Raw genomic sequence first — 23,523 nt, 5'->3', positions numbered from 1 at the left:
CGGGTTTGTCCCGGCAAAAGCGCATGATCTTTAGGATGACTAATGTTTCCGAATACTGAAATTGAAAACGCCGTACTCGATGCCCGAATCGCCATGCGTCGTAAGTTGCTGGGCTCGCTCATCGCGGGCGGCGGTGCTCTCGTTCTCGCCGCGTGCGGCGGTGGGGGCAGCAGCGATTCGTCCGATGCCGCTGCAGTTGCCAATCGAAGCAGAAGGGGTCTGGGCGGCGCCAGCTCGGCTCCCGCCGCCAGCGCGCCTGCCGCCGCCAGCTCCGGTGCGACCAGCACCACGGTTGCCCAAAGTACGGTCGGCAATGCGGCTGCGCAGATGCTGTTGCCTCATGAGGCTCATCCGAACGGCGTTCCGTTAGATTATGACTGGGCTGCGGCTCCTGTCATTTGGCAACCCACGCCACCGGCCGGCTTCACGGCGATGACCGGCTGGGGCGAGATTCAGTTTGCGGCCGGGACAGGAACCACAGCGGCGGCAGATACGGTTCAACTGCAAAATTTCAATACCTATGTCCTGAACTCATCCGGCCAGTTGACCCTGGTGCAAAGTCAGGGCTCGATCGGTGGCGCACAGAATCTCCCGACCTTCGCGGGCAACACTGCCTTTCCCACACAGATTACAAATGCGGGCGGGATAACCACGGTTCTCCTCGAGCCGACCGAGGCGTTCCAGTTCGTTCCGCCCAATAGAGTAGCAATTCCGGCGGGAACGCAAGGCGTTATCACGACAGTCCAAGCCAAAATCAGCTCTCCGTCCGGCGCGACCGATCCGAATATCAATAGCAGTTATATCCTGGCCCTGGGCGCCGACTGGTGGCAGTCCATGACCGCAGAGTGGAGTAGTACTACCACCAACAACTACGGCGTTGGTACCGGACGCTTCGTTTTTCTGACGACGGAGTGGCAGTCCTTTACCTTCACCTCGATCCAGAATCCATCGGCAGCGCTGGCAGCAACGACTTTCGCCTGTTAATTTAAATTTGCAGCATGAAAAACGCCACTTTAGAAAGTGGCGTTTTTTGTGGGGAGGATGGCCTGTACCTCGTTGAAGGAAGTGTTTTCGACAATGCGCGCTCAGCGTTGCTGGTTTCACAAGATGGCCAACGCGCTGCACACTTGAAACCGTCGCCTTCTTCACGGAGGCTCCGCCACCGGAAGGCAGTGGAGTCATCCACTTTTTTCCAGTATCAGAACGGCAACTGCGCGTCAGCCTTTTCCGCCAAAATCACCCGGCGAAAATCTTCCTGAATCCGCTTGAGCGCTTCCTCACTGTCAGCTTCAAACCGCATAACCACCACCGGCGTGGTATTCGACGACCGCGCGAGCCCGAAACCATCCGGATACTCCACCCGCAGCCCATCAATAGTCAGCACATCGTCCGCACCGGTGAACTTCGCGTTTTTCTGCATCTTCGCGATAAGCTCAAAATTCTCACCCTCATTCAGCTTCAGCTGCAACTCAGGCGTGGACAACGAGTTCGGCAAATCATTGAGCAGCTTGCTCGGATCCGCCACCCGCGACAGGATTTCAAGCAGCCGCGCACCGGTATAAAGGCCATCATCAAAGCCATACCAGCGATCCTTGAAAAACACGTGACCGCTCATCTCACCCGCCAACGGCGCGCCCGTTTCCCGCAGCTTGGCCTTCACCAGCGAGTGCCCCGTCTTCCACATCACCGGCTCGCCACCCTGGTCCCGTACCCATTTAGCCAGATTACGCGTGCACTTCACGTCGTAAATAATCTGCCCGCCCTTGTTGCGCGACAACACTTCCTGCGCAAACAACATCAACTGGCGATCCGGATAAATGATCTGGCCGTCCTTCGTGACAACACCCAGACGGTCGCCGTCGCCATCGAAGGCAAAACCGATTTCCGCATCCGTCTCCTTCAGCGCCTTGATCACGTCCTGCAGGTTCTCCGCATGCGCCGGATCGGGATGGTGATTCGGGAACGTCCCGTCAATGTCAGTGAACAGTTCAACCAGCTCGCAACCCAACGCCTTGAACAGACGCGGCGCAAGTTCGCCCGCCACGCCATTACCCGCATCGATCACTATCTTCATCGGACGCACAGGCTTGATGTCGCTGACAATCCGGTCAAGGTAGACCTGCTGGATATCGTATTCGGTGTACGTGCCCGCACCGCTCGTGAAGTCCTCATTCACAATGCGCTGATACAACGCCTGGATCTGGTCACCATAGATGGCGGCGCCGCGCAGCACCATCTTGAAGCCATTGTAGTCGGGCGGATTGTGGCTCCCTGTCACCACGATGCACGAATCTACTCGACGCTCGCCCGAAGGCAGCGCGAGCGGCACGCTGGCCCCGAAATAACCTACAGGCGTAGGCACCATACCAAGGTCGACCACGTCCACGCCGGCTTCACGCAAGCCGTCAGCAAGCGCGCCAACAAGCTCCGGACCCGACAAACGGCCGTCACGGGCCACGACGACCGAGTCGCCGCCCTGGTTACGGATCTCGCTGCCGAACGCGCGGCCAATGTTGCGCGCGACGCCGGCATCGACGGTTTTGCCAACGATCCCGCGAATGTCGTAAGCCTTGAAAATGGACTGGGTAACGGGCACTTGCGGCGGTACTTGCGGTGACTGGCTCATGGAATGGCTACCTGACTAATAATTTAAATGGTTCCGGGGCATCCCGAAGCGTCCTGGGTCACGAAGACCCCTTGATACAGACCTGCGGCCAACGATCACGACCTGACTCGGCCAACGCACGAACAGCCAGAAACAATACCGGACGAAACGCAAAAAATAACGAAAGAAATTCGTATCGAGTGATCTCGAACCCGCTGGCACCCCTTCGGAGCCCCCTCAGCGAGTCTCGACCCAACGTCAACCATGCGGTTGTCCGCACTGTTCGCACCTATAATCGCAGTCTTTCCGCGCGGACCTGCGCAAATATTCTAATCCAATGCCCGGACGCTTTTTCACCGCGAAGTACAAACGTCACACCGGATGGCGGGAAACCGCATGGTGGTTGACGGCTCCCGACCGCGCGCCAGCAAGGATCGCAGCAAGACCGGGCGGCTGTTTTACCGCAAGCGCCATGCCTATTATCGCCGTGACAGCCACGGCCACGCGAGGCGCCGCCCGCGGATGCTGAAACGAATCAAGAACCCCGACATTAGCAAGGCGCTGGCGAACATCGTCTGGCTCGGTCTCGAACGCCTCACGCAGATAGCGGTCGCCGTTGCCATCAGCGGGCTGCTCGCGCGCTACTTCGGCCCCGATGTCTTCGGCAAATGGCAATACGCCAACACGCTGCTGCTCGTGCTCTCGCCCATCACCTGGGTGTGCGGTGCCGAGATTCTCGTGCCGACCATCGTGAATCGCCCGCCGGGCCAGCTCGGCACGGTGCTCGGCAGCGCGTTCGTGCTGCGCATGGGCGTATCCGCGGCGGCGCTGGTCTTGACCTGGATCGGCATTGCGGCGGGTTTCACCGATCCCCTCGTCGGCGCCATGCTCGCCGGCCTCGCCTTGACCATGCTGTTTCGCGAGCCGTTCGTCGGCGTGATCAACGCGTGGCTGCAAAGCATGACGTACAGCAAACCGCAATTGCTGACCAGCATGCTCACGGCGATCGCCAAAGCGGCGCTCGTGTACGTGCTCGTGCGCGCAGCGGCAAGCCCGGCGCGCTTTGGCTGGCTGTGGGCGCTGGAAGCGGCGGTCATCGGCGGGGTGTTGATGCTGTACTACATGCATCGACACGGCGGCAAGCTCGGCTGGCACATCGACCGCTCACTGTTCCGCCACTTCGCCAGCGCCGGCACGGTGTTCTGGCTCGGCCTCATTTGTATGTACCTGTTCCTGAAGCTCGACCGGCTCATGCTGGAGCGCCACATTTCGTTCGCCGATCTCGGCCGGTATTCCGCCGCGCAGCAACTCAACGAAAACTGGATCACGCTCGCACTGATGCTCGCGCAGACCATCGCGCCGGCGTTCGTGTATCGCGTGCAGGATGCACTGCAACTGAAGCGCAACATCGGCCGGTTGATCGCCATGACGGCCGCACTGATGATCGGCGGCGCGATAGTGCTGGACCTGCTCGCGGGTGTCATCATCTCGCGCGTGTTCGGACCGGCTTATACCGAATCCATCGGCATTTTCCGCTGGGCCGTGTGGCTGTCGGTGCCGGCTGGTATCGAAGCGATCGGGAACCTCGTCGTGCTTAAATACCAGGCGAAATTCGTGTTGCTCGCAAAGTGGCTGCTGGCGCTGGCGGTGGCTTTCGTGGTGAACCTGATCGCAATTCCTCGCATGGGCAGCTACGGTGCGCTGATCGGACTGGCGGCGGGATATCTCGCGGCGGCATCGGTCAATTTCTACTACATCCGCTTCAGGCTGCGGGTATGAGCGCCTACTCACCAACCACGCCTATGCCATCTTTAACCCTCGACGACGTCACCGTGCTGATTCCGGTGTTCAACGCCCAGCACGACCTGGACCGTACGCTCGCATCGTTCTGCGAGCGTACGACGGTGCGCGTGCTGATCGTCGATGACGGCAGCCTGCCGCCTATCGTCGCGCCATCGGTTGCGAACCTCGCGATCGATGTGCTGCGGATGCCGCGCAATGGCGGTATCGAGCTTGCGTTGCAAACGGGCGTGGCCGCGCTGGCGGAGCGGGGTGTCAAGTACGCGGCGCGCATCGATGCGGGCGATCTGGCGACGCCGTATCGGCTGGAAAAGCAGCGTGCTTATATGGAAGCGCATCCGAAAACGGCGGCGCTCGGCATGTGGACGCATGTAGTGAGCATGGAAGGCGCGCCGCTGTTCGACCTGCGCCCGCCCGCCGAACCGACCGCAATTCGCCGCGTCATGCTGCTGCGCGCCTGCTTCTCCCATCCGACGATGATGCTGCGCGTCACCGACGTGATGGAAGCCGGCAACTATCGTGCGGAGTATCGCGCGGCTGAGGATCTCGATCTGTTCCTGCGCCTGATGCAAGACCACGACTGCGCGAACCTGCCGGAATTCGGCGTGTATTACGAACTCAACGAGCACGGCATCAGCGCGACGAAACGCCGTACACAAACGCTGTCTACACTGCGGCTGCAATTGAAATACATGCGTTTGACGAACCTGCCCGACTGGCTCGGCGTAGCGAAAAATATCGCACATCTGATGCTGCCTTACGGCGCGGTGCGCGCGTTGAAAACGCGCTTGTTTCACGCATGACGTAAGCCCTTGTTTCAAGCCCCGGATTTATAGCCCGCCGTCCAGCGCCTGACCTACCGTATTTAAAACCGATCGAATGAACGCAGAGAAATCCCGCCTTCGCATTGCCCTCGTCTGCAACACCGCGTGGGCGATCTACACCTACCGGCGCGGTTTGCTGCGGATGCTGATCGAACGCGGCGTCGACGTCTCGGTAATCGCGCCGCGCGACCGGACTTTCGCACCGCTCGAAGAAATGGGCTGCCGATGCGTCGAGCTGCCGGTAGCGTCGAAAGGCACCAATCCCCGCGATGACCTGAAGACCCTCGCCGCGCTGCTTCGCGAGTACCGCGCCACCCGGCCGCACATGGTGTTTCACTACACGATCAAACCGAACATCTACGGTTCGATCGCGGCGAAACTCGCGGGCGTGCCGTCGATTGCGGTCACCACCGGGCTCGGTTATGTGTTCATCCAGAAGAGCCGGACGGCGAGCGTTGCGAAGCGGCTTTATCGTTTTGCGTTTCGCTTTCCGCGCGAAGTGTGGTTCCTGAATCAGGACGACCGGCAGGCGTTTATCGACCAGGACCTGCTGGTTCATCCGGAGCGCGCGCGGCTGCTGCACGGCGAAGGCGTCGATCTCGGCGACTACGCGTATCAGCCGCTACCGCGCGCCAACCCGCAGACGGAAGGCTTTTTTTTCATTTTAATTGGCCGCTTGCTGTGGGATAAAGGCGTCGCGGAATACGTCGATGCGGCCCGCCGGCTGCGCGAAAAATATCCGTATGCGCACTTCCAGTTGCTCGGCCCCGTGGGCGTTGACAACCCCAGCGCCATCACGCTCGATGAAGTGCAGGCCTGGCAGCGCGAAGGGGTCATCGATTATCTCGGCGAGGCGCACGACGTCCGTGCGTTTATCGGCAATGCGGATTGCGTGGTGCTGCCGTCGTATCGTGAAGGCGTGCCGCGAACCTTGATGGAGGCGTCCGCAATGGGCCGCCCGATTGTCGCCACCGATGTCCCGGGCTGCCGCGAAGTCGTCGAAAACGGCGTAACGGGCCTGCTGTGCGAAGTAAAAAGCGCCGACAGCCTCGCGCAACAGATGGAGCAGATGCTTTTGCTGGGCTACGCGGCGCGCGCTGAAATGGGCGTGGCGGGCCGCGCCAAGGTCGCGCGCGAATTCGACGAAAACGTGGTCGTCGAGCGTTATAAAGGCACAATACGCGCGGTTACCGGCGTTTCACTCTAAATCACCCTCCGGGAGCGTTATTCATGACTGGTCACACAAGCGCGAAGGGCACGATCCTTGTTACGGGCGGCGCCGGTTTTATCGGCTCGCATACTTGCGTCGAATTGCTGAACGTTGGTTACGAGGTTGTCGTGATCGATAACCTCGTGAACAGCAATGCACAATCGCTGAAACGCGTCGAGCAGATTACGGGCAAAAAGCTGGCATTCTACGAAGCCGATGTCCGCGATGAAACCACCCTCGCCCGCATTTTCGATGAACACGCCATCACTGGCGCGATTCATTTCGCCGCGTTGAAATCAGTGGGCGAATCGGTGGCGAAACCGATCGAGTATTACCGCAACAACATGGACAGCCTGCTCGTGCTGCTCGACACCATGCGCACGCGCGATGTGAAGAAGATCGTCTTCAGCTCGTCGGCCACGGTATATGGCGTGCCGAAAAGCGTGCCTATCGACGAGTCGTTTCCGCTGTCGGCAACGAACCCCTACGGGCAATCGAAGCTGATCGCCGAGCAGGTTTTGCGCGATCTGGAAATCTCGGATCCGGCGTGGCGCATCGCGACGTTGCGTTACTTCAATCCGGTCGGCGCGCATGAAAGCGGCTTGATCGGCGAAGATCCGGCGGGTGTGCCGAACAACCTGATGCCGTATGTGGCGCAAGTGGCCGTAGGCAAGCTGGAACGCCTGCGCATTTTCGGCAGCGACTACGCGACCCATGACGGCACCGGCGTGCGCGATTACATTCATGTGGTCGACCTGGCGCGTGGTCACATCAAGGCGCTCGATGCCCTGGAGTCGCTCGACAGCAGCTTTGTCGTGAATCTCGGCACGGGCCAGGGGTATAGCGTGCTGGACGTGGTGAAGGCGTTCGAAACGGCGTCGGGCAAGCCCGTGCCCTATGAACTCGTCGCCCGCCGTCCGGGCGATATAGCCGAATGCTTCGCCGACCCGGCCGCCGCTGCGAAGCTGCTCGGCTGGCAAGCGGAACACGGCATCGAGCGGATGTGCGCCGATCACTGGCGCTGGCAGTCGCAAAATCCACGGGGTTTTGCCTGACGTTCTGGTTCAGGCAACGCCCACGCGGCCCGGCCTGACGCGTTCTTTTTAGTGGTCATTTTTCATGCTCAGCTTTGCGCTCGGTTTTCTCGTTTCGCTATTCATCACGCTGCTGATCGTGCGGTTTGCGCATTTGCACGAAGGCCTTTCCGGCGATAGCGATTTTGCCGGCGTGCAGAAGTTCCACGCGCGGTCCGTGCCTCGCATCGGCGGGGTCGGAATTTTGGTCGGGCTCACCGCCTCGGCCGTGCAGCTTCGATGGACCTATCCGGTCGTATCGAGCGGAATCCTCGCCATTGTTGCTTGCGGGATGCCGGCGTTTGTTTCCGGACTCGTCGAGGACCTGACCAAGCGGGTCACGCCGGTTGTACGCCTCGTTTGCACGATGGCCGCGGCAGCGCTTGCGTACTTCTTGCTGGGGATTGCGGTCACGCGTATCAGCGTTCCGCCACTGGACTTCCTGCTGACCTACGGGGTCATCTCGTGTCTAGTGACCGTAGTTGCTGTAGCGGCGTTGGCTAACGCGATCAATATCATCGACGGCTTCAATGGGCTCGCGTCCATGGTCGCGTTCATGATGTTTGCGTCGCTCGCGTACGTGGCGTTCCAGGTTCACGACCCGGTGGTGTTGTCTGCGTCGCTGATCATGATGGGCGCGGTGATGGGCTTTTTCATCTGGAATTTCCCCGCCGGGCTGATCTTTCTCGGCGATGGCGGCGCTTATTTCATCGGCTTCATGCTCGCCGAGCTGTCCATCCTGCTCGTGATGCGCAATCGCGATGTCTCCGCGTGGTTCCCGGTGCTGCTGTTCATGTATCCGATCTTCGAGACGTGTTTCTCGATCTATCGGAAGAAATTTATTCGCGGGATCTCTCCCGGAATTCCCGATGGCGTGCATCTGCATATGCTGGTTTATAAGCGCCTCATGCGCTGGGCCGTCGGTGCGCAGAACGCGCGCGAACTCACGCGGCGTAATTCGCTGACTTCGCCGTATCTGTGGCTGCTGTGTCTGGTTGCCGTGATTCCCGCCACGCTGTTCTGGCGGCATACGCTGCATCTATTCTGCTTCGTCGTGGTGTTTGCGATCACCTACGTCTGGCTGTACGTCAGCATCGTCAGGTTTAAATCGCCGCGATGGATGGTGTTCCGGCGGGCTCATTCGGTGAAGAAGTAGCGGTTCCCGCGCCGGCAGTTTCATGGCCGGCGCGTTTCTTTTTTAGCTCGATACAAACTCGAGCAAGTCTGCGTTCACCTTGTCGGCCTCGACCACGCACATGCCGTGCGCGCCGCCCGGATACACTTTGAGCGTCGCGTTCTTGACGATCTTCGCCGAGTGTTTTCCCGCTGCATCGATAGGCACGATCTGGTCGTCATCACCGTGCAGGATCAAGGTCGGGACATCGAACTTCTTCAGGTCTTCCGTGTAGTCGACCTCCGAAAATTCCTTGATACACAAGTAGTGCCCCAGTATCCCGCCCAACATTCCCTGCGCCCAGAACGTGTCGATCACGCCCTGCGATTTCTTGGCGTTATCGCGGTTGTAGCCAAAGAACGGTACCGCCAGATCCTTGTAGAACTGCGAGCGGTCGCCCACCACGCCTGCGCGGATTCCATCGAATACATCCTTTGGCAAGCCACCCGGGTTCGCTTCCGTCTTCAACATCAACGGCGGCACGGCCCCAATCAACACGGCCTTCGATACCCGCCCGGTCCCATGACGCCCGATATAACGCGCGACCTCTCCACCGCCCGTGGAATGGCCGACCAGCATGGCGTCCTTCACGTCCAATGCGTCGAGCACCGCGGCCAGGTCATCGGCGTAGGTGTCCATGTCGTTGCCTTGTCCCGGCTGGCCGGAACGCCCATGTCCCCGCCGGTCGTGCGCGATGACCCGGTAGCCCTTCTGGACCAGGAACAACATCTGCGCGTCCCACGCGTCCGCATCCAGCGGCCACCCATGCGAGAACGCCACTGTCTTGCCGGTACCCCAGTCCTTGTAGAAAATTTCCGTGCCGTCCTTCGTCTTGATCGTGCTCATCGAACGTGCTCCTTAAGGTGAGATAACGCGCTACGTCCGCCGTCTGTCACCTTCGGCATGGGCGCAACGCGTGGGGTTTAGCGAAGGTTTGCCGCGCCTCCGCCATGCGAATCCTGCGCCCTTCATGCGACGTCTTGATGTTTTCTTCAAGCACCGATTTGATCGTATGAAACGGCGAGGAAAGTGATCAGATCCCGGTCCGACACGCGGATGTTCGTACAGGTTAGGCGACGAAAGCCGCGTCGCAAAGGCTTGCTGAAATCGTCTGGCTGCCGGTGCACGCCATCCCGTCTGCGTACTTCGATCCTGCCGCTTTACTGCATTTTTCCACCAGCTCGAGCCGTCTTTCATGCAAACCATATTAAGCGGGATTCTTCGGGAAAACGCGAATTAATCAATTGCATTGGGCGGGTCCGGTTTATCTCGCCGGAAAGTCAATGCTATAGAAGTTATTACCCATGATTACCTGAAGACTATTGAAAACTCCTGTTTTTACTCATTCAGAAGGGTCGAGAGGGGTCGGAGCAAGGATTGTCCTATCGGTACAATTGCTTATGTCTGAACATATCCTATTGCAACTATCCGATCCCTTAACTATCGTGCTAGAGAGGTATCGGTGAGTTAACATTATGAAAGAGAACATCATATATTCTTCTCCGCTTTACCCCCTTGCTCGTACAAACCACGCTACGACGATTGAGCAGCTTCCCGGCAGCGCTGCCAAGAGGCTATTGAAGCTCGTCTATAAAAAAGCAAACGATAAACAGCGCAAATAAACCAGATTGGAGACCCAGAATGAGCTCGCATACCGGCAGCCCGATTACCGGTTCACCCGGATTTTTTTCTAAAGAAGCAACCATCGCAAAACCTGGATTTTCGCGCTGGATGGTCCCGCCCGCCGCGTTAGCGGTGCATCTGTGCATAGGCCAGGCTTACGCGTTTTCCGTTTTCAACGCGCCGCTTACGCGGGTGATCGGGATCACGGAATCGGCCCCGGACGACTGGTCGCTGACCACGCTCGGCTGGATCTTTTCGCTGGCTATCGTGTTTCTCGGGTTGTCGGCGGCATTCGCAGGCAAATGGCTGGAGAAGGTCGGGCCGCGGCGCACCATGTTCACGGCAGCCTGCTGCTTCGGCGGTGGTTTCCTGGTAGCGGCGCTCGGCATCCATTTGCATCAGATCGTGCTGGTGTACCTCGGCTACGGCGTGATTGGCGGGATTGGGCTCGGGCTAGGTTATGTCTCGCCGGTGTCCACGCTGATCCGCTGGTTTCCTGACCGGCGCGGCATGGCGACCGGCATGGCGATCATGGGTTTCGGCGGCGGTGCGATGATCGCGGCGCCTGCTTCGGTGGCGCTGATGAACCACTTCAAGAGCGCGACCAGCAACGGCGTGACCGAGACCTTCGTGGTGCTGGGCATCGTCTATTTCATCTCGATGTCGATCGGTGCGCTCGCCATCCGCGTCCCGCGTGCGAACTGGACGCCAGCGGGCTGGACGCCGCCGGTGACCAACGGCAACAAGATGATCACGCGCAATCACGTGCATATCGACCAGGCGTTGAAAACGCCGCAGTTCTACCTGATCTGGCTGGTGCTGTTCCTCAACGTGACGGCCGGGATCGGCGTGTTGGGCCAAGCGTCGGTGATGATCCAGGAGAGCTTCAAGGCATCGATCACGGCGGCTGCCGCGGCCGGTTTCGTCGGCCTGCTTTCGCTCTTCAACATGGGCGGGCGTTTCGTGTGGGCATCGGCGTCGGACTGGATCGGACGCAAGAACACCTACTTCGTGTTCTTCGCGCTCGGCGCGGTGTTGTATCTGCTGGTGCCGCAATTTGCGCAGAGCGGCAACGTTGCGCTCTTCGTGCTCTCGTATTGCGTGATCCTGTCCATGTACGGTGGTGGCTTCGCGACCGTACCGGCCTATCTCGCCGATATGTTCGGCACGAAATTCGTGGGCGGCATTCATGGACGCCTGCTGACCGCGTGGGCGGCGGCCGGTATCGCCGGCCCTGTGCTGGTGAACTACATTCGCGCGTATGAAGTGGCGCATGGCGTGGTCAAGGCGGAGGCTTACACCACGACGTTGCACATCATGGCGGGACTACTGGTGATCGGCTTTATCTGCAACTTGCTGGTGAAGCGCGTGCACGAGAAACATCACATGAGCGCGTCCGCACTCGCGGCAGACTGAATCCACTGAACCTACTCTAGCGCGGAGAATGCGATGAACACCCATACCAACCTGAACGCCGAACTGGACGCGCAGCCGTCCAACAAGCTGCTGCTCGGCGTGTTCTGGATCTATGCAATCGTGCCGCTTGCATGGGGCGTGATCAACACCCTGGTCCAGGCGACCAAGCTGTTTCATTGACGCTGAAGCTTCAACGTCTGAAAAACCAAAACGCCGGCTTGAACAGCCGGCGTTTTTCGTTACCACGCTCGAATCTGCACCAACCCTCACGCCTTCAATTCAAGCCGGCGCACCTGCCATGCCGCCCGTGACCTGCCGCGCGACTTCCAGATAACGCTCGGCGGTATCGGCCAGCGTAAGGCCGCCTAGCGGCCGCTGCGCCCGCCCTTCGCCCAACGCGGTCACCAGCGCGCGTGCATAGGTCGAAGTGTCCTCCGGGTCCAGCAGATGCACAGCCGGAAAATCCGCCGCGAAGCTGAACGGCCGGATGTCGCTGGCGACAATCGGCACGCCCGACGCCAGCGCTTCCAGGAACGCGATGCTATGGCCTTCGAAGCGCGACGGCATCGCGAACACGCTGGCCTTGAAAAGAATGTCAGAGATGTCCGAACGCGGCCCTTCCACCGTGACCCGCTGCTCGAGCCGAAGCTTCGCCACGAGATCCTTCACCGCCGTGAAATACGCTGGATCCTCGACCACGCCGACCAGCAGCAATCGCGCAAGCGGCACCTGCTGCGCAACCTCCTTGAACGCATGCACCGTCTGCAACTGGTTCTTCACCGACGTATAACGCCCGATCTGCACAATCTGCGCATGGTCATTGGCAAGATCGGCATTCAACCCGGGTGAGAAGCGCGCCATGTCCACGCCGTTTGGAATGAGCTGCATCGACGGATGCTCGCCAACGGCGGCCACATAGTCGTCGAGATTCGCCGGCGATACCCCGATCACCGCCCGCGCCCGCCGCGACAACACCCGCTCGATGCGCCGGAACAGACTGCGCTCGAAGTCGTTGGTCGCGGAATGCATCACGTACACCACGGGCGCTGATAGTGGCAGTGCGCGCGCATAGAAAGCGGGAATGGTCGCGTGGGCAAACACCACGTCCGGGCGATAGTGGTGAACTGCCTGGTACAAATGCCACAGCTTGCCGAACGTGCCATGGAACCCGCGGGGAAACATGCACTCCACGCCGTTGGCATCGAGTTCCTGGCGCAGCGTGAGGAAGTCGTCATGTTGCGGCCGCAGCGACGTCATGCCGACAACTTCGCCGCTTCTCTGCTGATGAATCGCGAGATCCTTGGCCAGCACTTCCGCCCCTGAAAGGCGCGGGGCAAGAACAAGATGAAGGATGCGCATCACGCCTCCCTGGCAATTCGGAACAGCATCCAGCCGGCGGCTGCACCAAGGCCGACCGTCATCGCCCAGGCAATGCCCGTGACGCCCCACAAATGGGTGGCGACCGGCACCGTGACCAGCAGCACCACGGCCTGGATGATGGACGCGTGCGTGGCGACCTTCGGCAAGCCCACCGCACGCAAATACGATACCAGCACGGCGATCATTGCACCGATAGCCATGTTGACCACGAAGATCCTGAACAGCGGCACGGCGGGCAGCCACGCGGTTCCCAGCACGATCTGAAACAGCGGTTCGGCGGCGAGGCGCAAGATGATCACCAGCACCGCGAGTCCGCCGGCGATCAGCGCAAGATAACGACGGAACAGCCGCGCAGCGAAATCCGCATCCTTGCGGTGATGCGCGGAGAACGTCGGAAACAGGTATTGCGACATCGCGATGGCGGCGTCGGCAAGCAGCATCTGGGCGAGCTTCGAGGACATCTGGTACGCGCCCAGTTGAGCCGGTCCGAGCAGCTTTGCCACGATCACCTTGTCGAACTGATTCAGCAGCAGGTTCACCACGCTGCCCGCCCAGATCCAGCGGCTGAAATTCACGTAATGGCCAATCCCCTTCCACGACAGCCGCAGCGGCGGACGCGGCGACATGGTGGTCCAGGTCAGGACCGTCTTCAATGACTCTCCCGCCACCATGCCGAGCAGCACCGAATAAGCGCCTGCCCCGCCAAGCGCGAAGGCCAGGCCGATCGCGCAATCGAGGAACGCCGACGACATCTCCACGCCCGCGATGCGCATGAATCCGCGCTCGCGCGTGACGATGTAATACGCCGGCGACGCCACGCCCCGGATCAGCGGCAACAGCGCCGCGAGTTGCAGCAGCAGCAGCGAGCCGCCAAGATGAAACTGCTGGTCCATCAACGGCGCGGCGCAGACAATCAGCAGCGCAATCAATCCGCCACGCGACGCCAGCGTGGTCCACACGGCGCCGAGTTGCGAGCGGTTGGGCGTTTCGCGGCCTTGCACCACTGCTTGCGCGAGACCTGTATCGCTGAGCGATTCGGCAATAGCCACCGCCAGCAACGCGACGCTGACGCTGCCGATTGCGGCGGGCCCGAGAATCCGGCCGATCGCCAGGAACTTGACCGCGACGAAGCCGCGCACCACGATTTGTTGCAGCAGGACCCAGATGGCGGCGTCCTGATCGAAACGCACGCTCGCGGTTGAAAACGGTAAGCGAACTGCTCTCACAGACATTCCTCGCGTCGGATCGACTTTTTGTAGTTGGAGCGTGGCAAATGGATTTCCCGAGAGACGTGACTTTGCATTAGCGATATTTGCCCAGGGTTTCCGCAAAGGTAACGTGGTGCGCCCTGTGCCGTGCGCCATCTCGTAGTCGATATCGGCCCTCGTGTGTGCTGGATCACTGTCTTTTTTCGCCAGAGGAATACCCTGACTTTGGCGGTTGCGCAGCGTGTGGCAATGCTAGTGTTGACGTTATCGACTGATGTTTGGCGCCGCGCGCCTGATCGGCCCTGCCCGCTTTGACCGCCCGGAGAGGACGTTCTGCGCGCGGCCATCCTGCATCACGCCCTTTTTGTACGCTTTCAAAAACAATGACCATGGCCAATGACACGCTCGACACCGTGCTGATTGTCGAACCGGATTTCACAGGGCATCGCTGGCGTTATGCCGAGTGGGCCGCAGCGGCTTACATGGAAGCGGGGTATCGGTGCGTGATAGTGACCGACCCGGCGAACGCAGGGCATTCGCTCGCCACGCGCATCGCTCAGGAGAACCGGCCCGAGTTGCAGATCCAGTTCGTCGAGCCGCTCCAACACGGCCGCCGCGGCTTTGCGAAGGTCAGCTACGTGCGGTTTTTCCGCGATTTCCAGCAAGCATTCGACACCGCCAGCCGCAACCGGAAGGTCGCGCTGGTCGTGGTTCCTTACGTCGATTATTTCTTTTACTCGCTGCCGTTCACGGGTTCGCCGTTTGGCGCAACGCCATGGGTGGGCATTACGATGCGCGCCAATTTCCATCATGCCAAGGTGGGCGTGAAGGCACCGCGCGAACCGTTGATCAACGCGATCAAAGCGCAATTATTTCTGCGCGCCATTCGTACGCCCGGCTTGAAGACTTTGCTCACCATCGATCCCACGCTTACCGAATGGTACGCGGGGAAGCCGGGGCATCCTGAGCGTCATCAGGCGGGCCGTAGCGCGGCCGTTCAGTATCTCGCCGACCCATTCCCTGACGCGAGGGCTACGGAGCCACTGGCGGCCCGTCAGCGCCTGGGGCTCGGCGCTGGCAGGCACGTGCTTGTCTATGGCGCAATCACCGAGCGCAAGGGCATTCAGGAGCTGGTCACCGCGCTTGCACAGCGGGGAGGCGCTGATCCGCTGACGCTCGTTGTCGCGGGGGCTCAGGACGATGAGACTCGCGCGTTCTTTTCTTCGGCGGGTGCGTTATCGCCTGCGGCGGTTTTCATGGACCGGTTCATTACCGCCGAGGAAGAACTCGACCTGTTTTCCGCCTGCGATGTGGTCTGGCTTGGTTATAAAGGGCACTACGGCATGAGCGGCGTACTGGTCCAGGCTTACAGATTCGGCAAGCCCGTGGTCGCCACGGCCGATGGGCTGATTGGATGGTTTTGCCGGACCGGTGAGTTGGGGCCGGTGGTCGAGGATTTATCGGTTACGTCGATTAATCGCGCTTTCGACAAGGTGTTCGAGGAGCGCCCGGCAGGAACGCCAGCCGGGCCGCATTTGCTGGAACGCAATACGCTGGGCTACTTCAAGCAGACGCTGCGGCAAGCGATTATTTGAAGCTTCGTGGTTTGGCGAGCACTTTTAGCATGTTGCAGGCGACCAGCGGTTCAATCAGCAAGCCCTGTCCCTGCCATCAGACAACATCACGCGGCCCGATCATGCAGCGCCACTGCCGGCCGTGTGGACGGCGCGATGGTTGTTAACCTCGCGCGAATCCGCCTTCGCATTGGCTCTTCAAAATACTGAAAAATCACGGCGCTCAAGCATATTGCGAAGAGCATCGCGATCCATCCATTCGATTGCCTGAACCCAACGATAAACGCCAAGTGCGCTAACGGCACGTGAATGAGATAGAGAGAATAGCTTGCCTCACCAAGGCGCACGAGCCAGCGTTGATTGAGGAAGCCGATGACTGGACGCTCCAACAACACAAGGCCAAGTATGAGCGCGGCGAAGAACGGCGATTCCAGATAGTAGGCGGGGGAAACCGGACGCCAGATTGCCAGCACAATCACCGCAACGAGTGCCACGGAAATCAGTGCAACGCCGTGAGAGTGGAGCGAAGTGCCACGCGAGCGCAGCTCATCGAACTTGATCGCGGCAGCTATGCCAACGATGAATTCGAACAGATGGGTAATCGGGAACTCGGCGACGAGAAAGCCGTGGCGACTAGCTGGAAGCGCATGCTGCAGAAACACGATCCACAGCCCTTGCAGCATCCAGAGTCCTGCACACACGAAGAACAACGTCCTCATTCGCAGTGCTCCCAGCCTGCGCAGGAGCAGCGGAAACAGCGCGTAGAAGAACGCTTCACAGGAGATGCTCCATGAAGGCCCGTTCCATGGTTGATTAATTGCCGCGAATGGAAACCATGCATTCAGCAGTAACAGTTGGCAGATCAGGCTGACGGCGAGTGAGATGTAAACAGAACTCTTTAACGCGTACCAGTCGAGCATGAGCGATGAGTCGCCGCCATTAAGCAGATAAGCGGTGACGAGCGCCGACAGACCCAGTGACAGAAGCACGACCGGATAGATTCGTGCGAAGCGGGCGACATAGAAACGCGCCGGGCCGTCGGTACCGATCGTTTTCCGGTACGTATAAGTCAGGATGAATCCGGAGAGCACGAAAAATAGCGATACGGCGGGACGACCGCCATCCACGAAATCAAAGAACCACTTGGGGAGATTGAGTAAGCCCAACTCGGTGAAATGCGATAACACCACCGTCAGGGCCGCAAGAAAGCGGATGCTAGTGAGCGCTGGTAGTACCCCGCCAGACTGACTTGTCGTTGTGCTCATTTCGACCCCTGTCTTTTTCTCGGAATGGTAGCAGCATCGGGCTGCAGGGCAGTATCGGCAGGTGAAGTTCAGCTACGCTTTGGCGGCATTGCACTCGCAAAATAAGCCGGCGTACTGCCTGGCTGAGCCAGCACTGCGCGGGTAGGCGCCGCGCAGGCTCAACTGAAACCGGCATCAAACCCCTTCGGCCCCATCAGCGGCTGCATCCCGCCCGGCCGATACTCTTAAAGGAGCCCTCACTAACCATTCCCGCGCCCATCGTGAGCATGGTTCTTCAACTCGCCGTGCAGTAAAGCGAGCACCGGTATAAGCCACGACTGTAGCGACTGCCATCGATACAGCGAAAACCAGCACGCCGTGATATTCGGCAAAATCATCGACCGCATCGATCTTGACCACGGCACGCACGCCGAGAATCGCGACGAAATGCCAGATATAAATGCCAAAACTATTGCGCCCGAGGTTCCCCAGTGCCGGCGCCTGCAACGTCCGTGGAGAGACGCGCGTCAACAACAACATCAGCGCGGCAGTCGCAAGCGCCGCAAATGTCGGCGCAACACCGTGAGCCATCCCGCGCCCGGTACCGGCCAGGAACAACGCGGCAACCATGACCAGTCCACCAGGCGCAAGCCATCCGCATGCACGCAATGGCAACACCCTGTCGCCGATCAAATAATCCTTGGCCAGATGCCAGGTCCAGAACCCGACGATAAAACACGGCAATTGCGTAGGCAGCCAGAAATAGAAGAAGTCATTGTTCACCACACGGCATGCAGGTCCGCCATCGCAAGCGCCGAAATACCAGAACGACACCGAGAACAATGCGGTCAGTATCGACACGACAATCAGGCCACGCGTAGTCCGGCAAAAGAACACCAGCGCAGGAGCGATCATGTAGAAAAGCATCTCGACGCTGATCGACCAGCCACCCGGAACGACACTGTCAGTCGCCGACGGAACCCACGCATGAACGAAGATCAGGTTGAGGATGACATCGGAAAAATCGTGCGGCAACAGCATGTGGCCGTGCGCGCGACGAACCACGTAATCGACGACCGCGTAACCAATGATCGCCAGGTAGTAAAGCGGCGCGATGCGCGCAAAACGCTTCACATAGAAATTGCGTAACACCTCGCGCGTTCCGCTTAAGCGTTGCGCATCATGCTCGATCGAAGCGAAAATCGTGATCGCGCTGATGACGAAAAAGCACTGGACGCCGTACTGACCGAGATTGGCCAGCGTATCGAGCCATACGGGACTCGTCACCATCCACGGTGCGAGGTGAACCGCAATCACGCCGATCACGGCAAGCGTGCGCCCGGCGTCAAGCGCCGCGATGCGCGGAGCCGTTGTCATAGGCGAACCTCCGGATCATCGATGCATGAGCCGTTCAAAGCCGAGATGCCGTCGCTCACGCTGCCCCTCAGGTAGCTTGACGGCCCACACCTCGACACGCATTCGAAGCGGCAGTAATGCAGTGTTTCCATGGTCGTTCCCGGGCAACAAGTTGGCACGGTCCAGGCGAGCGCCCGGACGATTCGATCAATCAGGGGAAAGCGCGCTTAAAGCAAAAGCGCGGTTTCGACAGACGCGCTCAGGACACGTGCGTGCTCACCACAGGCACTTCCATTTCTCCCTTGCGCTTGGCCGGGAACAATGCGTCGCGAATCTTGAGGAATGGGAATTCGATTGCACGCGTGGTCACGTAGCCAATCACGATCGCGATGCAAAATTGGGCGCTCAGTACAAGCGCCCAGGCAGCAAGCGACGGAACATGCATGGCAGCCATCTTGCGGATCATGATGTCGGCGGGCGCGAGCGCCAGCGAATGCCACAGATAGATCCCATACGAATACACGCCGATCCACGCCACCGCGCGATACGCAATCGAATCGCGGATAGCCCCCGAGTATTCGACCGACAGCACGATCGCGGCAGTGAAGCCGATCGCCTGGATCGTGTAGCCAATACTTTCGTCGAGCACAAGGTGCGGCGTAGCCAGGACAAGCCATGCAATCAGCCCCGCTACCATGCTGAGCAGCAGCCATTTCTGGCTGGCAAACTTCTTGTAAAGCTCGGGCTTCATCCAGTAGAACGCGGCGAGGATCACGCCGAACAGCAGGCTGTCTATGCGGTACTGCGTCTGGAAGAACGCAGCATCCAGATCACCGTTTGACACCACCGCGCAACGCGCGAGCAACACGATGCCGCAAATCCCCAGCAACGTGCCGATGATCGCATTCGCCCCCGCCTTGAAGCGCACGAACAGCAACAGCAACGCCGGCAGGAAAAGATAGAAATGTTCCTCGACTGCAAGGCTCCAGGTCTGATTGATCGACGTACCCAGGTAGTTCTGCAAGTGCGTCAGGTTCTGGACCAGGAAGGTGTCGGTGGGATGGCGGCCGGCGAATACATGGAACAGGATCAGCACGTAATACGCGGGCCAGATCTTGAAGATGCGTCGAATGATGAAGCGCCGGGCATCAATGCGTCCCGCTTCTGAATATTGCTTCAGCAGCAGGCCACCCACGAGAAAGCCGCTCAACGTAAAGAACAGGTTAACGCCCTCGCGGCCGAAACTTTTCAACGGATATTCGATCCAGCTAACAAATGAATAACCGGTCTTGACCGAGTGGAAGTGAAAGCCCATTACGGCGATGATCGCAATGCCCCGAACGAAGTCGAGCTCGATTGTCCGGTTCGATGTTTGTTGTGTACGTGGTGTGCCGAACAAGCCCATGGTGTTCCCCTTTGCGGCGGCGCGTGTGCCCCGCGATTCCGACCTGCCTTTCGGTATTTATTCCTGACGCTTCAGGCAAAATCCTGCGGCCGGACGCATCCGGCCGCGTCCAGACTGGCAGTTCCTGAATCTTCGTCTGAGCACTCCGGTTTCATCCGCCAACATCACGCCATTCACGGCCATGCACTGCGGGCTGTCGCACGCAAGCGACGCCTTGTGCGGATTGCCGGGCAGTGCGCCGCGGCAACACTCCAGCTCCCGGAGCCGGCTGTAAATCGGCCGTAAACAACGGCCCCGCCGCGTCTTGCGTGAGGCGGCGCGCATGCCGCAACCCGTCGATTCAAGACGAAGACTAGTGCTTTACCGCCTCCCCGGATGCAGCCGATTTGGCCGCTGATATATTCCGAGCAATCAGCCAGCGGCTTTGGGGAAAGCGCTGCTCATTAGAGATGCAGACCGAATACAGGCCGCGCGTCGAGCGTGCTTCGTGGCGAATGTGCGGAACGATTCATGCGGGTTCGCGACCATCCAGCGTCGGCCCCTTTACATCGGAAGTAAGCGGCCCGTTAAGCAGCCGTTTGAATTCGCCCGGCCGCCGACCTTGACGATGAGCGCTGAAAACGGGAACTGAACACGTTATGCGAGCCATGCAACGGAAAGGATGCTTTCAGCAAGGCATGCTCAGGAGAACGATCAGGGGAACCACCAGGCCGACATCGCCTGTGTCCGAACCGGGCGCCATGCGCCGCTGAACGTCGAAGTGTCCGCAGCGAAGCCTGAAAACTGAGAGTTGAAGAGAGACAAGCCCATGCGCAATAAATTCACGATCTTATGGATCTGGCTGCTGATATGCCCTCTCGCGCTCGACTACAAGGCGGGACTGGACGACGGCAGCCACGCGATGCAGATCGTCATGACCTTGCCGGTGCTCGGCGCCGGGTTGATCCTGTGGCTGATCGCGCCGAGCTTCACACAGCGCTCGCGCTTGCGTTCGATCATTACAGCCGGAACCATCATGACCGTGGCCGGCAGCATCGTGGCCCAGCTCATGCAAGGCAATGACTTCGGCAACTATCTGCGCACCCTGCTGCCCTTCGGGCTGTTCCTGCTTGGCTACCTTGTTGCATGCCGACCGTGGCAAGGCGACCGGATCGAGCAGTTCGAGAAGGCGCTGTTCTGGTCGATGGCCATCTCGCTCGTCTTCACCTTCGCCTTCGGCATAGCGACCAGCGGCGGCCCGCTCGACGACGTGCGCTACCGGATCATATCGTCTACCTTCCTCGGCTTGCAGGGCATCCTCCTGCATGAGTTCGTGGTCGCTAAACGCTTTACCAAGATCACCCTCGCCCTGTTCCTCGGCACGATCCTGATCGAACTCCTGAGCGTGACGCGAAGCCTGCTGGTGGGCACCGTCCTGCTGTTCGTCTTCGCGACGTGGCTGTCGGCGCCGTCGGCGCGGCACCTGGCCAAGGCCGGCATGCGCGCGGCATTGACCGGCCTGTTGATCGCCGCGATGGCGGCCGGCGCGGCGTCATTTTTCCCCGATGTCGCCGAACACTGGACACAACGCATCTACGCTTCGAAGGAAACGACTTCTGGCATGGACCCGACCACTATCACGCGTCTCGCGGAGATGAAGGATCAGTACGATCAGGTCACGTCCACGCCGTCATCGCTGATCGCGGGCAAGGGGTATGGCGCGGTGTATCACTATTCGCCCGACTATCTGCCCGACCTCGCCGGACAAATCTCCAAGAAGGACTTCTACGCGATCCAGGAATTTGCCGCAGGCCACAACTTCTGGGTGTACCAGTTCTTCGCGGGCGGTTTGCTGTTCGGTCTCTGGATGCCGCTTGCGATACTGCTTGCACTGGGCCTCGGCGGGATGGCGTATCGCGTGTGGCGGCGGCGCGCGCCGGACCTGCTATACCTGCCCGTGATGGGACGTTCGCTGTTGCTGCTTGCGGGTTTGCCGGCGATGTCGATCGGCGGTAATCCACTCGGCCCGCGGTATTCCGGTCTCGTGTTCGGCGTCGCGCTTGGTTTGCTGGTCGCGACCTATACGCGTCTCTCGTATGCCATGCGGGAACGAGACGCCCGGCATCGCGCGCAGCAAGGACTACCGAAGAAGCGCCGGCCTGGAACACCCGCGCCGTCGCCTGCTCCGGCCACTCCGGTCACTCCCGTCGCCATGCCGACGCCCGTATCCGCCCATGCGCCCGCGCTGAACGAAGGCCGCGATCCCACCACGGGCACGATGTCGCGGTACACATCGGCATGAAGATCGAGCCACGTCGACCACCGATCAATCACCCAAGCGGCGACCGGCAATGAAGATCCTGCATTTGTTATCGACTATCGACCCGCGTGCGGGTGGACCGACTGAAGGCGTCCGGCAAAGCGGCGTCGACATGACGTCGCTGGGTCATGAAGTGGAGGTCGTCACGCTCGACGACCCTGCCGCGCCCTGGCTCGCCGCGTTCCCGCTGACCGTGCATGCGCTCGGGCCGTCGCGTGGCAACTATGGCCTCACGCCGCATCTGGTGCCCTGGCTTAAAACACACGCCACGCAGTTCGATGCCGTGATCATCAATGGCCTGTGGCAATACCATAGCTATGGTGCGTGGAAGGCGTTGCGCGAGCTTGACGTGCCTTACTACGTGTTTCCGCACGGCATGCTCGATCCGTGGTTCAAGCGCACCTATCCGCTCAAGCACCTGAAGAAATCCCTGTACTGGCCGTGGGCGGAATATCGCGTGCTGCGCGATGCGCGCCGTGTGTTGTTCACGGCTGAGGAAGAGCGTGTGCTCGCGCGGCAATCGTTCCGGTTGTATCGCGCGAACGAGGAAGTGGTGGCTTTCGGCACAACTTCGCCGCCGGCGTTTTCTGCGTCGGTACGCGATGCCTTTCTCGCGGCTTATCCCGCACTCGATGGCAAGCGCCTGCTGCTGTTCCTCGGCCGCATTCATGAGAAGAAGGGTTGCGATCTGCTGGTCAAGGCGTTTGCCGAGATCCGCGATATTGATCCTTCTGCGCACCTTGTGATGGCCGGTCCGGACAGCGGCGAATGGACACCTGCGCTGCAAAAGCTGGCTGGTGAACTGGGTATCGCCGATCGCATCACGTGGACGGGCATGCTGCTTGGCGACATGAAGTGGGGTGCGTTCCAGGCAAGCGATGCGTTCATCCTGCCATCGCATCAGGAGAATTTCGGCATTGCGGTTGCTGAAGCGCTGGGATGCGGCCTGCCGGCGTTGATCTCCGACAAGGTGAATATCTGGCGGGAAGTGGAAGCGGATGGTGCGGGATTCGTCGCATCGGATACGGTGGCCGGGACGGTATCGAGTCTCAGGCACTGGCTTGAACTGGAACCGTCGTTGGCGGCCGCGATGCGTACGCAGGCCAGGCAGACTTTTCATCGACGCTTCACGGTCGAGGCCATGTCGAAGGATTTGTTGCGGGTGTTGCACGATGCGGATTTCGCTCGCGCCGGTGGACCGGTTTTGGTGAGTGTTGAGCGGTGATGTCGATGGTTGGGGGTGGGTTTCGGGGGAGTGGTTGGGGGGTGGATTGGCAGGTTCCGGGGTTAGTGGTCGGGGTCTATGCCGGGGTGGTCGGTTCTGGCGTTAGT

18 protein-coding genes are annotated in these 23,523 nt (G+C 60.0%); 11 read left to right on the top strand and 7 right to left on the bottom strand.

Annotated elements, in window-relative coordinates:
- Window positions 1–42 precede the first annotated feature (42 nt).
- Window positions 43–984, top strand: a complete 942-nt coding sequence (locus HB376_RS37460; protein WP_213768730.1) for a hypothetical protein — start codon at window positions 43–45, stop codon at window positions 982–984.
- A gap of 214 nt (window positions 985–1,198) precedes the next feature.
- On the opposite strand, the gene HB376_RS37455 is transcribed toward HB376_RS37460, so the two are convergent.
- Window positions 1,199–2,626, bottom strand: a complete 1,428-nt coding sequence (locus HB376_RS37455; protein WP_213768729.1) for a phosphomannomutase/phosphoglucomutase — start codon at window positions 2,624–2,626, stop codon at window positions 1,199–1,201.
- A 501-nt stretch (window positions 2,627–3,127) separates the two neighbouring features.
- On the opposite strand from HB376_RS37455, the gene HB376_RS37450 reads away from it, so the two are divergent.
- From HB376_RS37450 to HB376_RS37430, 5 genes are all read left to right on the top strand, one after another.
- Window positions 3,128–4,384 carry an oligosaccharide flippase family protein gene (locus HB376_RS37450; RefSeq protein ID WP_213768728.1) on the top strand — a complete coding sequence of 419 codons (1,257 nt, stop codon included), beginning with the start codon at window positions 3,128–3,130 and terminating at the stop codon, window positions 4,382–4,384.
- Window positions 4,385–4,407: 23 nt separating this feature from the next.
- A complete protein-coding gene (locus tag HB376_RS37445) occupies window positions 4,408–5,208 on the top strand; it encodes a glycosyltransferase (protein ID WP_346730657.1) in 801 nt (266 codons plus the stop codon).
- Window positions 5,209–5,284: 76 nt separating this feature from the next.
- The gene (locus HB376_RS37440; RefSeq protein WP_213768726.1) at window positions 5,285–6,436 is read left to right on the top strand and encodes a glycosyltransferase family 4 protein; all 1,152 of its coding nucleotides are present in this window, start codon (window positions 5,285–5,287) and stop codon (window positions 6,434–6,436) included.
- A 23-nt stretch (window positions 6,437–6,459) separates the two neighbouring features.
- Complete coding sequence (galE, locus tag HB376_RS37435; protein ID WP_213768725.1) at window positions 6,460–7,494, top strand: UDP-glucose 4-epimerase GalE; 1,035 nt, start codon at window positions 6,460–6,462, stop codon at window positions 7,492–7,494.
- Window positions 7,495–7,558: 64 nt separating this feature from the next.
- The gene (locus HB376_RS37430; RefSeq protein WP_213768724.1) at window positions 7,559–8,668 is read left to right on the top strand and encodes a glycosyltransferase; all 1,110 of its coding nucleotides are present in this window, start codon (window positions 7,559–7,561) and stop codon (window positions 8,666–8,668) included.
- A 42-nt stretch (window positions 8,669–8,710) separates the two neighbouring features.
- Here HB376_RS37430 and HB376_RS37425 read toward each other — a convergent pair whose 3' ends face one another.
- Window positions 8,711–9,532 (bottom strand): alpha/beta hydrolase, encoded by an 822-nt coding sequence (locus HB376_RS37425; RefSeq protein ID WP_213768723.1) that lies wholly within the window; start codon window positions 9,530–9,532, stop codon window positions 8,711–8,713.
- 795 nt (window positions 9,533–10,327) lie between these two features.
- Here HB376_RS37425 and HB376_RS37420 point away from each other — a divergent pair.
- Both HB376_RS37420 and HB376_RS37415 read left to right on the top strand, forming a co-directional pair.
- A complete protein-coding gene (locus tag HB376_RS37420) occupies window positions 10,328–11,725 on the top strand; it encodes an OFA family MFS transporter (protein WP_213768722.1) in 1,398 nt (465 codons plus the stop codon).
- A gap of 33 nt (window positions 11,726–11,758) precedes the next feature.
- A complete protein-coding gene (locus HB376_RS37415; protein ID WP_213768721.1) occupies window positions 11,759–11,905 on the top strand; it encodes an oxalate:formate antiporter in 147 nt (48 codons plus the stop codon).
- 99 nt (window positions 11,906–12,004) lie between these two features.
- On the opposite strand, the gene HB376_RS37410 is transcribed toward HB376_RS37415, so the two are convergent.
- Window positions 12,005–13,084: a glycosyltransferase family 4 protein gene (locus tag HB376_RS37410; RefSeq protein WP_213768720.1), complete on the bottom strand. Its 1,080-nt coding sequence runs from the start codon at window positions 13,082–13,084 to the stop codon at window positions 12,005–12,007.
- Window positions 13,084–14,331, bottom strand: coding sequence for an oligosaccharide flippase family protein (locus HB376_RS37405; RefSeq protein ID WP_346730656.1), 1,248 nt, complete (start codon window positions 14,329–14,331; stop codon window positions 13,084–13,086). The genes HB376_RS37410 and HB376_RS37405 overlap by 1 nt, the downstream gene beginning before the upstream one ends.
- A gap of 371 nt (window positions 14,332–14,702) precedes the next feature.
- On the opposite strand from HB376_RS37405, the gene HB376_RS37400 reads away from it, so the two are divergent.
- The gene (locus HB376_RS37400) at window positions 14,703–15,908 is read left to right on the top strand and encodes a glycosyltransferase (protein WP_213768743.1); all 1,206 of its coding nucleotides are present in this window, start codon (window positions 14,703–14,705) and stop codon (window positions 15,906–15,908) included.
- An 86-nt stretch (window positions 15,909–15,994) separates the two neighbouring features.
- On the opposite strand, the gene HB376_RS37395 is transcribed toward HB376_RS37400, so the two are convergent.
- The 3 genes from HB376_RS37395 to HB376_RS37385 all read right to left on the bottom strand — a co-directional run bounded on the left by HB376_RS37395 (window position 15,995) and on the right by HB376_RS37385 (window position 19,892).
- Window positions 15,995–17,152 carry an acyltransferase gene (locus HB376_RS37395; protein ID WP_213768718.1) on the bottom strand — a complete coding sequence of 386 codons (1,158 nt, stop codon included), beginning with the start codon at window positions 17,150–17,152 and terminating at the stop codon, window positions 15,995–15,997.
- 174 nt (window positions 17,153–17,326) lie between these two features.
- Window positions 17,327–18,508, bottom strand: a complete 1,182-nt coding sequence (locus HB376_RS37390) for an acyltransferase (RefSeq protein WP_213768717.1) — start codon at window positions 18,506–18,508, stop codon at window positions 17,327–17,329.
- Window positions 18,509–18,746: 238 nt separating this feature from the next.
- The gene (locus HB376_RS37385) at window positions 18,747–19,892 is read right to left on the bottom strand and encodes an acyltransferase (RefSeq protein WP_213768716.1); all 1,146 of its coding nucleotides are present in this window, start codon (window positions 19,890–19,892) and stop codon (window positions 18,747–18,749) included.
- An 808-nt stretch (window positions 19,893–20,700) separates the two neighbouring features.
- Here HB376_RS37385 and HB376_RS37380 point away from each other — a divergent pair.
- Window positions 20,701–22,173 carry a hypothetical protein gene (locus tag HB376_RS37380; protein ID WP_213768715.1) on the top strand — a complete coding sequence of 491 codons (1,473 nt, stop codon included), beginning with the start codon at window positions 20,701–20,703 and terminating at the stop codon, window positions 22,171–22,173.
- A gap of 49 nt (window positions 22,174–22,222) precedes the next feature.
- Complete coding sequence (locus tag HB376_RS37375; protein WP_213768714.1) at window positions 22,223–23,416, top strand: glycosyltransferase; 1,194 nt, start codon at window positions 22,223–22,225, stop codon at window positions 23,414–23,416.
- Window positions 23,417–23,523 lie beyond the last annotated feature (107 nt).

It is taken from the genome of Caballeronia sp. dw_19 (genome assembly GCF_018449515.1).
GTDB lineage: Bacteria > Pseudomonadota > Gammaproteobacteria > Burkholderiales > Burkholderiaceae > Caballeronia.
Note: the sequence above shows the minus strand (reverse complement) of the source record. Positions and strands in the feature narration are given on the sequence as shown.

Bases quoted from the DNA above. Each gene is read 5' to 3' on its own strand.
- HB376_RS37375 (WP_213768714.1), top strand. From the start codon at position 22,223: ATGAAGATCCTGCATTTGTTATCGACTATCGACCCGCGTGCGGGTGGA.
- HB376_RS37455 (WP_213768729.1), bottom strand. From the start codon at position 2,626: ATGAGCCAGTCACCGCAAGTACCGCCGCAAGTGCCCGTTACCCAGTCC.
- HB376_RS37400 (WP_213768743.1), top strand. From the start codon at position 14,703: ATGGCCAATGACACGCTCGACACCGTGCTGATTGTCGAACCGGATTTC.
- HB376_RS37445 (WP_346730657.1), top strand. From the start codon at position 4,408: ATGCCATCTTTAACCCTCGACGACGTCACCGTGCTGATTCCGGTGTTC.
- HB376_RS37380 (WP_213768715.1), top strand. From the start codon at position 20,701: ATGCGCAATAAATTCACGATCTTATGGATCTGGCTGCTGATATGCCCT.
- HB376_RS37460 (WP_213768730.1), top strand. From the start codon at position 43: ATGTTTCCGAATACTGAAATTGAAAACGCCGTACTCGATGCCCGAATC.
- HB376_RS37395 (WP_213768718.1), bottom strand. From the start codon at position 17,152: ATGAGCACAACGACAAGTCAGTCTGGCGGGGTACTACCAGCGCTCACT.
- HB376_RS37415 (WP_213768721.1), top strand. From the start codon at position 11,759: ATGAACACCCATACCAACCTGAACGCCGAACTGGACGCGCAGCCGTCC.
- HB376_RS37425 (WP_213768723.1), bottom strand. From the start codon at position 9,532: ATGAGCACGATCAAGACGAAGGACGGCACGGAAATTTTCTACAAGGAC.
- HB376_RS37420 (WP_213768722.1), top strand. From the start codon at position 10,328: ATGAGCTCGCATACCGGCAGCCCGATTACCGGTTCACCCGGATTTTTT.
- HB376_RS37450 (WP_213768728.1), top strand. From the start codon at position 3,128: ATGCTGAAACGAATCAAGAACCCCGACATTAGCAAGGCGCTGGCGAAC.
- HB376_RS37410 (WP_213768720.1), bottom strand. From the start codon at position 13,084: ATGCGCATCCTTCATCTTGTTCTTGCCCCGCGCCTTTCAGGGGCGGAA.
- HB376_RS37440 (WP_213768726.1), top strand. From the start codon at position 5,285: ATGAACGCAGAGAAATCCCGCCTTCGCATTGCCCTCGTCTGCAACACC.
- HB376_RS37430 (WP_213768724.1), top strand. From the start codon at position 7,559: ATGCTCAGCTTTGCGCTCGGTTTTCTCGTTTCGCTATTCATCACGCTG.
- HB376_RS37385 (WP_213768716.1), bottom strand. From the start codon at position 19,892: ATGGGCTTGTTCGGCACACCACGTACACAACAAACATCGAACCGGACA.
- galE (WP_213768725.1), top strand. From the start codon at position 6,460: ATGACTGGTCACACAAGCGCGAAGGGCACGATCCTTGTTACGGGCGGC.
- HB376_RS37390 (WP_213768717.1), bottom strand. From the start codon at position 18,508: ATGACAACGGCTCCGCGCATCGCGGCGCTTGACGCCGGGCGCACGCTT.